Source organism: Gillisia sp. JM1 (assembly GCF_000424645.1).
In the GTDB taxonomy this organism is placed as follows: domain Bacteria; phylum Bacteroidota; class Bacteroidia; order Flavobacteriales; family Flavobacteriaceae; genus Gillisia.
The window spans coordinates 826,419-839,708 of sequence record NZ_KE384218.1; the positions used below are offsets into that span (position 1 = coordinate 826,419).

Consider the following 13,290-nt stretch of genomic DNA (forward strand, 5'->3'; position numbering starts at 1 on the left):
ATGAAATATATTACTTACGTCTTTATCGGTTTCTTTTTTGGAATTATCATGTACAAATCGGAAGCAGCTTCCTGGTTTAGAATTTACGAGATGTTCGAATTTGGTTCTTTTCATATGTACGGTATAATCAGTTCGGCTCTGCTAATCGGTGTTTTGGGCGTACAAATAATTAAAAGAAAAAATATAAAAGCAATGGGAGGGCAGGAAATGAAATTAAAACCGAAGGAAATGAGTATCCCGCGTTATTTGATTGGTGGTATTATCTTTGGTTTGGGATGGGCTCTTGCCGGTGCTTGTCCAGGGCCAATGTATGTACTTGCCGGTTCCGGTTACATTTCGATATTGGTGGTTATCGCTGCCGCTTTATTTGGCACCTTTGTATATGGTCTATTGAGGCATAAATTGCCGCATTAATGACATTGTAGTGATAGCAGCCCTGAAAGTTTTCTATACTCTTATTTTTTAGACGAGTTAGCTCCTAAACGAAGTACCAGAGGTTTTGGCAACCTAAAAAACACTACGAAGGGTGAAATTGCCCTCTTTACCGATGAATATGTTAACACCATTCCGTTATTGCTGCAAGGCGCAATTAAAATACTGCGTAGAGATTACTTTTTTCGTTCTGAGAACGTGGAGATACTGAGCAGTCGACATAACTTGTTGTTTTAATAGAACGAAGAGCGAAATAAGGGGCATTACCGAAATGGAAGAATAGATCTTCAAATATAAATCCTGATGCTTAGGGATCTTTTAATCTTGAGGGTAGTTTAAAGATTTTATTTTCAACTTTTATATCATGTGGGATGTTCTTTGAACTAAATTTCAATTTCATTTTTGTTAAATATCTATCTGAAAATTAAGCTGAAATTTTTATTAGTTCTTTAGACAAAACAAAACTTTCTACAAATATTTGAAGGTCTGAAAAGACGTGTAACAAATGTTACGGTGAGAACTATTTTATTTCTTTAATTTTGGATTTCATGAATTTAAGATCATACATAGCTATATTTCTTGCCATAATTATATTGGGCAAACTAGTTACCCTAGATTCTAACATCCTAGGGGAGATCATAAATTCTGACCAAATTAGTTATGTAAAGAAAAAATGTGATTTTAATTCCCATAAAAAATCTGGCGATGAAAAATTCAATCAGACCCAAGAAGGAATTCAAATTACCTTTCATTCTTTTTGTAATTCGGTATTTCAACTTGAAAAAAGCCTTGACGAAAAAGCACTTATTCAATTGAGTTTCAAAAATAACTTTATATATATTTTTACCGAAACAAAAGAGTTTAATTACAAGTTTATTCCTCCTCCTAAATTTTCCTGATTTATTATAAAGTTCTACTTCTAATTGAACTTTTAATTCTTTCTATGAAGCGGGCATGACCTGCTTCAAACCCAATTTTAATAATCAGGCAAAAGATCCTTTACGTTGTGTTTTTAAAATATTTAATGCTCGTATGGTCTTGCTTTCAATAATTTTAAGATGAATAAAAAAGTAAAAAAGAATCTCATAGAATATGGTGTTACAGGAACTATTATCCTCACATTATTTTTAACCGGGTTGCATACCGAAGTTTTCGGGTTTGTACAAAGGGGTATTTTAAAAACGGGATTAATGGATCCTGATGTGGAAGTGAATGCAACATCTACTGAACAATCAAAGAACCCCAAAGCAGATTTCAACATGAGTCTTATCAACTCTAAAGGGGAACGTGTTGAAATGGAAGCACTTCGTGGCAAAGTGATTTTCTTTAATATTTGGGCAACCTGGTGTCCCCCTTGTGTGGCCGAAATGCCTGGTATAAATAATATGTACAATGATATGAAAGGCGATGATGTTGCCTTTATTATGCTTTCTGTAGATAATGATTTTCAAAAAGCAATTGATTATAATAAAAAAAAAGGCTATGATTTTGAAGTGTATAAACTAGCAGGCAGTTTGCCACCCATGTATGCATCACAAGCAATCCCAACCACCTATGTAATAGATGCAAAGGGAAATTTGGCTTTAACTCATAAAGGAATGGGGGATTATGACAGTGAAGAGTTTAAAGAATTTTTAACCAATCTCAAATAAGTAACATCCTGTTACTCATTAATTAGTTTAATGTTTTAATAAAATGCTTATATGAGACTTGTAACATCTTTTATCCTCTTTTTTATAGTTTTTATCACTTCGCTTTCAACTTTTGGACAGGTAATGGAACCTCCTAACTGGGAGGTTTCAGTTGCTAAAGAAAATCCAAAAATCGGAGATACTGTAGTAATTAGCTTCAAGGCTGAAATACCCGAAGATTGGTACTTATATTCCAGTGACTTCGATCCAGATCTGGGACCAATGATTACTGAAATTAATTTCAGTAAAAATTCTGACTATGAAATTATAGGGGATCTTATTCCAATAGGTTCTAAAGAAAAATATGATGAATTATGGGAAGGTAAATACACCTATTTTATTGGGAAAGCTGAATTTCAACAACATGTAAAGCTTCTAAAAAACAGTCCGGTAATCAAAGCTGTAGCGATTTACCAGATCTGCTCAGATGTAACGGGACAATGTATTCCTTTTGAAACAGATTTGGTGTGGAACGAAAATGAAGGTTCTAAGGTTGACGTAAATACAGAATCAGAAAAAATAGTTGGCGGTACCCCAACCAAAGATTTAAAATCCTTTAAAAATGATTTTAAAGTTGAAGAGAAGGAGGAAGGTGGAGCATTTCTTCTAACCTTTTTTCTACTCTCCTTTGGAGCTGGACTGGCAGCTTTATTAACTCCCTGTGTTTTTCCAATGATTCCCATGACGGTCACATATTTTACTAAATCCAGTGGTAGCCGTGCGAATGGAATTAGACAGGCGCTATTATATGGTTTTTCTATTATTCTAATTTACACCCTTATTGGTGTGGTTTTTTCTTTGTTTTTTGGAGCAGATTTCGCCAATTTCCTTAGCACACATTGGATTCCTAATTTATTCTTCTTTGCCGTTTTTCTGTTATTTGCATTATCCTTTTTTGGTTTATTTGAAATTCGTTTACCAAATTCTTTTGTAAATAAAATAGATGCTCAATCCAATAAAGGTGGCATTTTAGGAATATTTTTTATGGCTTTCACTTTGGTATTGGTTGGTTTTAGTTGCACTGGTCCTATCGCCGGAACAATTCTTTTACAAGCAGCAAACGGAGAGACTACAAAACCTTTAATTGGGATGCTGGGCTTCTCTTTAGCCTTTGCTCTGCCTTTTACATTATTAGCCATCTTTCCGCACTGGTTAAAATCTTTGCCAAAAAGTGGCAGTTGGCTTAATACAATTAAGGTTGTTCTTGGTTTTGTGGAATTAGCCTTAGCTCTAAAATTTTTGAGTATTGTAGATCAAGTTTATCACTGGAACTTTTTAGATCGCGATATCTATTTGGCTCTTTGGATTGTGATTTTTGCATTTTTAGGATTCTACTTATTGGGTAAAATTCAATTCCCTCATGAGAAGAAAACTGAAAACACTTCAGTATATAGGGTAATATCAGCCATATTAGTTTTTAGCTTTGTCGTTTATTTAATACCAGGTTTGTTTGGTGCTCCTTTAAAATCCTTGGCAGGTTACTTACCTCCAATGAGTAGTCAGGATTTTAACATGCAGGAATCTTATTCTGAACCGAAAGATAATAGTGATAATTTAACAACTTGCAGTACTCCTAAGTATGATGATTTATTGGAGTTGCCTCATAATATTCAAGGATATTTTGACTATGATCAAGCTTTAGAGTGTGCCCAAAAGCAAAATAAGCCATTATTTATTGATTTTACGGGACATGGTTGCGTGAATTGTAGAGAAATGGAAGCTACAGTTTGGAGTGATCCCGAGGTCCTAAAACGACTTAAAAATGATTATGTGGTAGTAGCGCTGTATGTAGATGAAAAAACAGAATTACCTGAGTCTGAATGGTATATTTCCGATTATGATGGAAAAATAAAGAAAACCATTGGGAAACAGAATTTGGATTTTATGATTCAAAAGCTCAATGCCAATGCCCAACCGTATTATACGCTGGTAGATAACGATGGCTCGTTATTAAGCGCCCCCATAGGTTATGATTTAAATGTTGAAAATTTTGTTGAATTTTTAGACAATGGAGTACTAGAATTCGAGGCAAGAAATGAAGAAAATATTGCTCTGATTGATATAATTAAGTAAGAATAGAAATGAAAAATACAATAAATTGAGGAGCTTAATTATTGAATATTGACGCACATAATGTCCATTTAAAAAATAAAATCTGTATGTCCGTAAACATTCCTAATTAGTGGAATTATTCCTATATTTGATAGAATTTAAACCAATTTAACATGGATATATTTTCTTTTGGAGTTCACTTTACCGATGAGGAGTGCTGCCGCCTCCATTTCAAGGAGCAGCGTGATAAAGAGGGAATTATCTGTAACCGCTGTGGATCACTAGATCATTATTGGCTCAAAAACAAATGGAGCTACCAGTGTAAGACCTGTAAAGCGAGGATATCTTTGCGTAGTGGCACAATTATGGAAAGTTCCAAGTTATCTTTTATGACCTGGTACAAGACTATCTTTCTTATGAGCACTACAAAAAAAGGTTTTTCCAGCAAGGAAATACAGCGGCAGCTGGGTCTAAAACGCTATGAACCGGTTTGGGCAATGGTGCACAAACTACGGAAAGCAATGGGGCAGCGAGATGACCGCTATACATTGGAGGGAATGCTCGAAATGGACGAAGGATATTTCACGATCGAGGCGAGCCAACACGATCACCAAACCCAAAAAGCCGGTCGTGGCAGCAAGACCAAATCGAACGTTATGGTTATGGCCGAGAGTACTGTATTGGAAGATATAAAAACAGGGAAAGTGGAGCGGCATTGTAGGTATTTTAAGGCAAAAGTCCTTGTTAACCACGAGGCCGATGAAATCAACAATACTTTAAAAATGCAATTGATGGGGAACAGACTATTGTCTTTACTGATCAGAGCACATCCTACGTTGACATCGCTGACTATGTAGAATTGCATATCACTGAAAAATCAAGTGAAAAGACCACCAAAGAAACCCTAAAATGGGTACATATAGCTATAAGTAATGCCAAAAGAAATTTTGTGGGAACCTATCATAAAATAAAGAAAAAATATCTGCAATTATATCTCAACGAGTTTATATATAAGCTAAATCGAAGGTATTTTGGTGACAGAATCTTCGATAGATTGGTGATAGCAAGCATTACAGCGAGTGGACATTAAACGGATATACAAAAATAAAATTTATAAAATATGAAACTAAATATTTTATTTATAAACGATGTGCACGGTTACATTGCCCCACATCCCGAGCTTTTTTATAATGAAACTGGAGAAGTGGTAGAAACTGCTGGCGGCTATGCACATATTGCAGGATTCGTGGAGGATATTCGTAAAGAAAATCCCAATACATTGTTCTTCGATGGGGGAGATACTCTGCACGGTACTAAGCCGTTGGTAGATTCGCGTGGCAAAGCCGTGGTTCCCATTTTAAATGCTTTAAAACTTGATGCACTAGTAGGCCATTGGGACTTCGCGTATGGACCTGACCGATTAAAAGAAACCGACAGTCAGTTGGATTTTCCTGTATTGGGCTGTAACGTATTTTCAGAAGATGGGTCAAATTTTTTACAACCCACTGCTATGTTTGAAAAAGCAGGGCTTAAAATTGGTGTGATTGGTATTTGTGCAATGATTGTTGATAAAGTGATGCCCAAAAAAATGAGCGAGGGCTTAAAGTTCACATCGGGTTTGGATGAGATACCAGAACACATAAAAAAACTAAAAGACGCTGGGTCTGATATGATAATCTTACTTTCCCACAATGGATTTCCGCAGGATGTTGAACTCTTGAAAAAAGTTGAAGGTATTGATATTTGCCTGAGTGCACATACGCATAACAGAATTTATAAACCAATTGAAGTGAATGGTGCACGTATAATACAATGTGCTTGTCACGGTGCATTTGTAGGTAAATTTGCCATTGAGGTGGAAGATAAAAAAATTAAAAGTTACGAATACGAACTTATTAAAGTTGATGCTTCCTTACCAAAAAGCAGTGAAGTAGATTCTATGGTTCAAAACATTTTAAAGCCATATCAAGAAATTAGGACAACATCTTTAGGCAGCACAAGCGAGATTTTACATCGTTATAACACGATAAATTCCAACTTAGACGAACTGCTACTTAGCGCAATTGCCCACAGTACAAAAACTGAAATTGCTTTTTCAAACGGGTGGCGTTATGGTGCACCCATTCCAAAAGGAAAGATAAGTGAGAATGACTTATATAACATTGCCCCCATGAATCCACCCGTCTCAACCGTAGAACTTACGGGAACCGAAATCAAAGAAATGCTGGAGGAAAATCTGGAGCGCACCTTTTGTTGTAATCCATTCGGTCAAATGGGAGGCTATGTAAAACGATGTTTAGGATTGCAAGTGAATATGCGAATTGAAAATCCTAAAGGTCATCGCATTCAGGAAATATACTATAAAGGGTCACATATTGATTTTAATAAAACTTACAAAGTGGGTTTTGTTACCACTCAAGGTGTAGCTACTAAATATGGTAAAAACCGAAAGAACCACGATAAAAATGCTGTGCAGGCGATGAAGGACTATTTAAAGAAATTCCCAAATTTCAAGCCAAACAAAATAGGAAGCTACAGGTTGGTTTAATTAGTGGGGTTAGAGTGATTCGTAACGATAAACAGATTAATAATTTGAGCTAACTACTTTAAAATTTTATAATTATTATGCTTATCTCACTAATTAAATTCGAATATTAAGGAATCAAGGCATAACCTCTAAGCTGATAGTTTGGTAAAACCGTTAAGGCGGAGAGAGCCAATTGAATATATTCATTCATATCTTCCTTCTCAATGCCCCTAGCGGCTGTAGCTTGTCCACAAACAAAAATCGTTACCCCATTTTCCTTTAATAATCTTAGTAGTTCTAAATTTGGATTAGGCTTTTTAAACTTTTCTTGATACTTTATATTGGAAAGCACTAAATAGGTAGCCTCCCCACGAATAACCGCAACTATATCAATTTTTTTAGCTGAAATATTTCCAGCTTTCAATAAATTAAGAGAACGTGCAATTTTCCATAAGCCCATATTCACTCCATCCTTTTCCTTCTCATCCTTGATATCAAAAACCATTTTATAAGTGAGTGAGGTATCGGGTTGTTCAGCCGCATCTTCATAATATTTAATCTTTCCGTAGCCATCTATTGCAGGAGTTTGCCATTCTTGTGCATTTATTTGGAAAGTAAGTACTAATATTAAAACTAAACTTATTGAATTTTTCATGTATTTAAATTGAGATTAATCTTCATCTTATCCTACTAATCGTAGGTTTTTTTTAAAAGTAACTATTTAATAAGAGTGACCTCTCCCATTCTTTTTGGAAAGGAAAGCTCTTTTATTTCTCTAAGGTTTTGCAATACAAATTCGGTAAGGACTATTTCAGTTGTCTGAATATTAATTCCTCTGGAAAATTCCTCATAATTATGGATTCCGTTTAACATCCCGGAATGGGTGGCTACTTTATATATTTCAGTATCAACTAGAGCATGATTGTTTATCTTAATATTCGATATCCGTTGGCCAATTGGTTTTGAAAGATCTAAACGGTAGTGTATGCCTGAGGATTGAATAAGACCTCCCACTATATCCATTGTGTTCTTCGGTCTTAAATTGGTGGCTGTTTGCTCCAGCGTTCTTCTTATTTGTTCTCCTGTCATTTCAAGAGTAACAATTTTGGCGGGGTGTGGCAATAATTTATAAATATCTTCAGAAGTAATATCTCCGTGTAATGAAATGCCGTAACCAACTCCTGGTAAAAATGTAGCATCTACGTTCAATTTCTCAACCATCATGCTAGTAACCATCTTATCAAAAGGACTTTCAGATTTATATTGCCTTCCAATTATGGTATTTGTTTCCGTAATTTTTTCCTCTAATTTAGATAAATATGGTTTTCTTAGTTGATTTATCATTTCCTGCATTTGCACATCGGGAGACATTTCATCGTGCCATAAGTAATGATAATTTGCATTAATATTTATAATTTTATTATTACTTATTTGTATTTCTGTTTCTCCTAGTATTGCTACATCTGATAACGCTTGCACTATATAAGTGTCTTTAATTTTTATAGGCGGGGAAATTACATCATGACTATGCGCACCTACAATAAGATCAATCCCTTCTATCTCTTCTGCAATAATTTTATCTACCGACATTCCTTCATGTGATAGTAAAACTATGATGTCTGCCTTTTCAGTAAGAATAGGAAGGTATTCTTTAACAGCTTCAGCACCTATTCCAAATTCCAAGCCTTCAATGTTTTTAGAATTTCCAGTAAGAGGGGTGTTTCTATAGCTTAATGCAAGAATAGCAATGTTAATCCCTTGCTTATTTATGATCACATATGGCTTCCCAAAAATTGGATTGCCTGTTTCTTTAACTATAATATTTGCTGCTCGCATTGGAAAATTAGCAAGTATCTGCAGTTCATTTGTTCTTTCGAGACCATAATCAAAATCATGATTTCCCAGCGCCATAAGATCATAATGCATTTCATTCATCATTTTAATCATAGCTTCCCCTTTTGTTAGGTTACCTAACTGGTCGTCACTAAAGGTATCTCCACCATCCAATAATAGTACGCTGTCATCACCTTTGTTTTTTCTTACAGACTTTATAGCACTTGCCAGATATTCGAATCCCCCAATTTTTGCTTTACGCTCAAATTTCATGTAATTGTCTATGGAATCTCCAGTTTGCGCTGTAGCGTTGCCTAAATTGGTTTCGAATTGCATATAAGAACCATGCATATCATTAGTATGAAGTATAGATATTGAAGCAACTTTTTGTGGATTTGGTTTGTCCATAGTAGCTGACTTTTTTATTGAATTACAGCTTAGGATCAAAATTGAAGTTATTCCTAAAACTGGAATAAAGAATTTGGTATACGTCATTATAAGTTAGGTGTTTAAATTTTAAAATTAACCTTCTCAGAGAAGTTTAAATGTAACATTTGTTACAGTAGATAAATATGGCACATTGTATATTGTGATTTTTATATTAGGAACATTATAATTTTTATTGTTTTGAAGAGAAGAGATTTTGTAAAAAAAACAACCTTAAGTTCTTTGGCTACTCTAATTGGTGCTGAAATCGTTTTTGGATCCAATATGCTAGAAGGATATAATCTATTAGCACTGCAAGATCCAGACCCGTTTAAGATGTTCAATAAGAACAAGGAAATGATCGTGCTTAACGATAAGCCATGGAATATTGAAGCGCAAGCCCATTTACTGGACGATAAGATCACGCCAAATTCTGCGATGTTCATAAGAAATAATGGGTTAATTCCGGAAGCAATTGATGCAAAAAAATGGACTCTTACGATTGATGGAGAATCTGTAGTACAACAAAAAACTTTTACTCTAGAAGAATTAAAAACAAAATTCGAGCATCACACTTATCAGTTAACATTGGAATGTGGTGGAAATGGAAGAAGTGAATTTAATCCTCCAGCAAAAGGAAATCAATGGACAATTGGAGCAGTGCATTGTGCAACTTGGACTGGTATTAGACTACGCGATGTATTAGAAGATGCCGGAATTAAAAATAATGCTGTTTATACAGGATATCATGCAGTAGATGAACACTTAAGTAGAGACCCAAAAAAAGAGCCAATTTCAAGAGGAGCACCAATGGTGAAGTCACTTCAAGACGAGACATTATTAGCATTCAAAATGAATGGAAAGGAAATCCCTCTTGCGCACGGTTACCCATTAAGATTAGTAGCAGGTGGTTGGCCTGCATCTGTTTCGGGGAAATGGATTAATCGCATAAGTATTAGAAATATTATACACGATGGCACTAAGATGACAGGCACAGCGTACCGTGTGCCTTGTGAACCCGTAGCACCGGGAGAAGAAGTTAAGGATGATGAAATGTGCATAATAGAATCTATGCCTGTAAAATCATTGATCACATATCCTAAAACTGGCGCGATTTTAAAAGATGGATCATCCCTAAAGCTAAGAGGCCATGCTTGGGCAGGAGAATTAGAGGTTTCAAAAATGGAATATTCTATAGATTTTGGAGCAACTTGGAAAGAATGCCCGTTAGAGAAACCGGCAAATCGCTTGGCCTGGCAGCATTTTTCAGCGTCTATAGATTTTCCTACAAAAGGCTACTACGAAGTTTGGGCTAGAGCTACAGATACTCGAGGTTTAGCCCAACCAATGCTATTACCTGGATGGAATCCAAAAGGTTATTTAAATAATGCCTGTCATAGAATTGCTATCAAAGTAACTTAAATGACTAAACAAGAAAAAGATTTTAAAAAATTCGTTAAGAAGCTATACCATTTAATGGTGTTAGTCTTCAGCTTATTTATAATAGTTGGTGGGGCAACCATATATTATATTAACGACCCTAATTTTTCGGCCTTTAAAAATAATCCAGAAGCCTTAGTTATAAATACAGAAGAAGTAGACGAGAACCTAATAGAGAATGGAATCCATGTTCCTACAGGACTGGTTGATGCTGAAGGTTTAATGACGGTTGTTAATAATTGCACCAATTGCCATTCGGCCAAATTGGTCACACAAAATAGAATGAGTGCAGAACGTTGGAATGAGACGATTAAATGGATGCAAGAAACTCAAAACCTGTGGGATTTAGGTGATAACCAAGAGATAATCGTGAATTATCTTGTTGCTAATTATCCAGTTACGGAAAAAGGGAGACGTGAAAATTTAACAAATATAGAATGGTATGATCTGGAGAATTAGTTTTTTATGTTGTTTGCTCACATTTTCATCTTGTAAGGAAGAGAAAAAAAATAAAGTAGAGATTACTAAAAATAAAGAAGTTAATCTAAATATAAACGATAAAGATGATAGTAAAATTAACTATTTGATTGAAGTAGATGAGTTATTAAAAATTTCGCAAAAACCAAATATTAAAATTTTGGACTTCAGAAAATCTGAATTTTATGCAAACGAACATATTGAAGGTGCATTGAATATTTGGCGCACAGATATTGAAGATGCCTCCTATCCATATAAAGGAATGATAGCTGGAAAACAACAAATGGAGTCCTTGTTTAGTAGTTTAGGAATTAATACAAATGATACCGTAATTATTTATGATGATAATGGTTTGGTTGATTCTACAAGATTATGGTGGATATTGCAAAATTATGATTTTACAAATGTGAGATTACTTCATGGCGGAATAACAGCTTGGAAAGCGCAAAATGGTAATTTATCTACAAAATTACCTATAGTAAATAAGACAAACTTTAAGTTAACTAATACATCTTCGATGAAGTATTATATTTCTAAAGAAGAAATGAAACAAGCAGTAAATAATAATGCATTAATAATAGATGCTCGAACAGACGATGAATTTTCAGGAAAAAGGCATAAAGAAGGTGCGGCAAAAGGAGGGAGAATACCAAATAGTAAATCGATAGATTGGGCGAAATCTGTTAATTATAATGGTGATAACAAAATGAAATCTACAGAAGATTTAGTTCAAATATATAGTGAACTTGGAGCTTCAAAAAATGATACAATTATTGCTTATTGCCATAGTGGAGTACGTTCAGCACACACAACATTTGTACTCACGCAATTATTAGGTTATAAAAATGTGAAAAATTATGATGGATCTTGGACAGAATGGAGCCAGTTTGACGACTTATCATTTGACCAAGATAGTATAACAACAATAATAGAATAATATGAATAAATATTTAGATGCTTTTATTAATGCTTTTACCGGAACGGTAGATTGGACATGGAAATCTATATTATTTGAAGTCCCTTGGTATAATAATTACTTTTGGGGGTTAATTGCTATTTCCCTTATAGTATGGAGTTTGGAAATGATCTTTCCATGGCGTAAGGAACAATCCATTTTTAGGAAGGATTTTTGGTTAGACGGTTTCTATATGTTTTTTAACTTCTTTGTTTTCTCAATTGCCATAAGTGGATTTTATAAATTACTACAGCTTGGCTTTGAGGACTTAGGTATTTCAGACAAATCATTAGCCTTGTTTGATCCTTCGGGATGGCCAATGTTGTTGCAGTTATTCGTGTTTTTTATTATTCTCGATTTTGTACAATGGTTTACGCATACATTGTTACATAAATATCCATTCTTTTGGAAGTATCATAAAGTACATCACAGTGTAAAGGAAATGGGATTTGCAGCACATTTACGTTACCATTGGATGGAAAACATCTTATATAAACCGCTTAAAACATTTGCGGTAATGATATTATTCGGATTCGAGCCAGAGCAAGCTTATATTGTACATTTTATAGCAATTACGATTGGTCACTTTAATCACTCAAATGTCAAGATTACTTGGGGACCTCTAAAATATATTATAAATAATCCAGTAATGCATTTATACCATCATGCATATGATTTACCAGATGGTAAATATGGAGTGAATTTCGGGATTAGTTTAAGTCTGTGGGATTATATATTCAAAACCAACTACATTCCTGAAGACAGTGGAAATGTTGAATTAGGTTTTCCAGGAGATGAAAAATTCCCTAAAGATTTTATTCGTCAAAATACTTATGGGTTTAAAAAAGGGCAAGATTAATTAGAAACCCAAACCAAACATTCTTCTGTTTTTTTAGAATTGAAATGGGTTTTTGCATTTTCCTAAAGTATCCATTCCTCCAATAGTTTTAAGCTTTGCGTGGACTGTTTTTCAATAAGTGATGAATAAGTTGCCTTGCTCGTAGTGGAGGTGGTAGATCTGTTTCGGTTGAAGAGAATATACAGTTCTTGATCTGACCATTCGCCGTAAGACGTATGCGATTACAAGTATTACAAAAAGGATTTATTTATTACTATCCTTATCATGGCAAAAGTGTCTTTATAGTCTTTTATTTGATAGTTTGTTAAACTATGGGTAGGTCGATCAGTTATTCTTTGAACATTCGTTTCTTCGAAAGTAGCCTCAAAATAATTTAAAACCTCTTGGCATTAAAGTAACATAGACATATAACATTAATTGCCATTTAAAAGCATAATTTCTACAAATTGAATATAAATAAGCTGTATTTCTAAAAGTTTAATGAGATCTGTAATTTCATCCTCATTAACCCCTTTCATTAACGTTCATAGGTAGTGAAATTTTTGATATATCTATCGCTGTCACGAACCTTTTGGCTGTCCGGTAAACATCCTTGATA

The 13,290-nt window shown here is 34.5% G+C and carries 12 protein-coding genes and 1 pseudogene; 10 read left to right on the forward strand and 3 right to left on the reverse strand.

Annotated features, from left to right (window positions below; translation table 11 throughout):
• The 6 genes and pseudogenes from H033_RS0107020 (at position 1) to H033_RS0107045 (ending at position 6,723) form a co-directional block, all read left to right on the forward strand.
• Complete coding sequence (locus H033_RS0107020) at positions 1–414, forward strand: DUF6691 family protein (RefSeq protein ID WP_026837666.1); 414 nt, start codon at positions 1–3, stop codon at positions 412–414.
• A 566-nt stretch (positions 415–980) separates the two neighbouring features.
• Positions 981–1,331 (forward strand): hypothetical protein, encoded by a 351-nt coding sequence (locus H033_RS0107025; RefSeq protein WP_026837667.1) that lies wholly within the window; start codon positions 981–983, stop codon positions 1,329–1,331.
• A 159-nt stretch (positions 1,332–1,490) separates the two neighbouring features.
• Positions 1,491–2,084 carry a TlpA family protein disulfide reductase gene (locus tag H033_RS0107030; protein ID WP_026837668.1) on the forward strand — a complete coding sequence of 198 codons (594 nt, stop codon included), beginning with the start codon at positions 1,491–1,493 and terminating at the stop codon, positions 2,082–2,084.
• A gap of 51 nt (positions 2,085–2,135) precedes the next feature.
• Positions 2,136–4,196 (forward strand): protein-disulfide reductase DsbD family protein, encoded by a 2,061-nt coding sequence (locus tag H033_RS19760; RefSeq protein WP_034886157.1) that lies wholly within the window; start codon positions 2,136–2,138, stop codon positions 4,194–4,196.
• Positions 4,197–4,348: 152 nt separating this feature from the next.
• A pseudogene (locus tag H033_RS19765) lies at positions 4,349–5,265 on the forward strand (IS1595 family transposase).
• Positions 5,266–5,295: 30 nt separating this feature from the next.
• Positions 5,296–6,723, forward strand: a complete 1,428-nt coding sequence (locus H033_RS0107045) for a bifunctional metallophosphatase/5'-nucleotidase (protein WP_026837669.1) — start codon at positions 5,296–5,298, stop codon at positions 6,721–6,723.
• Positions 6,724–6,829: 106 nt separating this feature from the next.
• Here H033_RS0107045 and H033_RS0107050 read toward each other — a convergent pair whose 3' ends face one another.
• Together H033_RS0107050 and H033_RS0107055 are read right to left on the reverse strand one after the other, a co-directional pair.
• Positions 6,830–7,357, reverse strand: a complete 528-nt coding sequence (locus H033_RS0107050) for a DsrE family protein (protein WP_034886159.1) — start codon at positions 7,355–7,357, stop codon at positions 6,830–6,832.
• Between the two features lie 62 nt (positions 7,358–7,419).
• Entirely contained in the window at positions 7,420–9,030 is a 1,611-nt protein-coding gene (locus H033_RS0107055; RefSeq protein ID WP_051227827.1) for a bifunctional metallophosphatase/5'-nucleotidase, read from the reverse strand.
• Positions 9,031–9,162: 132 nt separating this feature from the next.
• On the opposite strand from H033_RS0107055, the gene H033_RS0107060 reads away from it, so the two are divergent.
• The 4 genes from H033_RS0107060 to H033_RS0107075 are packed head-to-tail and all read left to right on the forward strand — an operon-like array spanning position 9,163 to position 12,692.
• Positions 9,163–10,383 (forward strand): sulfite oxidase, encoded by a 1,221-nt coding sequence (locus tag H033_RS0107060; RefSeq protein WP_026837672.1) that lies wholly within the window; start codon positions 9,163–9,165, stop codon positions 10,381–10,383.
• The gene (locus tag H033_RS0107065) at positions 10,384–10,860 is read left to right on the forward strand and encodes a hypothetical protein (RefSeq protein WP_026837673.1); all 477 of its coding nucleotides are present in this window, start codon (positions 10,384–10,386) and stop codon (positions 10,858–10,860) included. It begins immediately after the preceding gene.
• Positions 10,844–11,815, forward strand: coding sequence for a sulfurtransferase (locus tag H033_RS19770; protein ID WP_081661819.1), 972 nt, complete (start codon positions 10,844–10,846; stop codon positions 11,813–11,815). The genes H033_RS0107065 and H033_RS19770 overlap by 17 nt, the downstream gene beginning before the upstream one ends.
• Position 11,816: 1 nt before the next feature.
• Positions 11,817–12,692, forward strand: a complete 876-nt coding sequence (locus tag H033_RS0107075; protein WP_026837674.1) for a sterol desaturase family protein — start codon at positions 11,817–11,819, stop codon at positions 12,690–12,692.
• An 88-nt stretch (positions 12,693–12,780) separates the two neighbouring features.
• Here the strand turns inward: H033_RS0107075 and H033_RS22470 are convergent, their stop codons facing one another.
• Positions 12,781–12,939: a hypothetical protein gene (locus H033_RS22470; RefSeq protein WP_081661864.1), complete on the reverse strand. Its 159-nt coding sequence runs from the start codon at positions 12,937–12,939 to the stop codon at positions 12,781–12,783.
• Positions 12,940–13,290 lie beyond the last annotated feature (351 nt).

Bases quoted from the DNA above. Each gene is read 5' to 3' on its own strand.
- H033_RS0107065 (WP_026837673.1), top strand. From the start codon at position 10,384: ATGACTAAACAAGAAAAAGATTTTAAAAAATTCGTTAAGAAGCTATAC.
- H033_RS0107050 (WP_034886159.1), bottom strand. From the start codon at position 7,357: ATGAAAAATTCAATAAGTTTAGTTTTAATATTAGTACTTACTTTCCAA.
- H033_RS0107075 (WP_026837674.1), top strand. From the start codon at position 11,817: ATGAATAAATATTTAGATGCTTTTATTAATGCTTTTACCGGAACGGTA.
- H033_RS0107055 (WP_051227827.1), bottom strand. From the start codon at position 9,030: ATGACGTATACCAAATTCTTTATTCCAGTTTTAGGAATAACTTCAATT.
- H033_RS0107030 (WP_026837668.1), top strand. From the start codon at position 1,491: ATGAATAAAAAAGTAAAAAAGAATCTCATAGAATATGGTGTTACAGGA.
- H033_RS19770 (WP_081661819.1), top strand. From the start codon at position 10,844: ATGATCTGGAGAATTAGTTTTTTATGTTGTTTGCTCACATTTTCATCT.
- H033_RS0107045 (WP_026837669.1), top strand. From the start codon at position 5,296: ATGAAACTAAATATTTTATTTATAAACGATGTGCACGGTTACATTGCC.
- H033_RS0107020 (WP_026837666.1), top strand. From the start codon at position 1: ATGAAATATATTACTTACGTCTTTATCGGTTTCTTTTTTGGAATTATC.
- H033_RS0107025 (WP_026837667.1), top strand. From the start codon at position 981: ATGAATTTAAGATCATACATAGCTATATTTCTTGCCATAATTATATTG.
- H033_RS19760 (WP_034886157.1), top strand. From the start codon at position 2,136: ATGAGACTTGTAACATCTTTTATCCTCTTTTTTATAGTTTTTATCACT.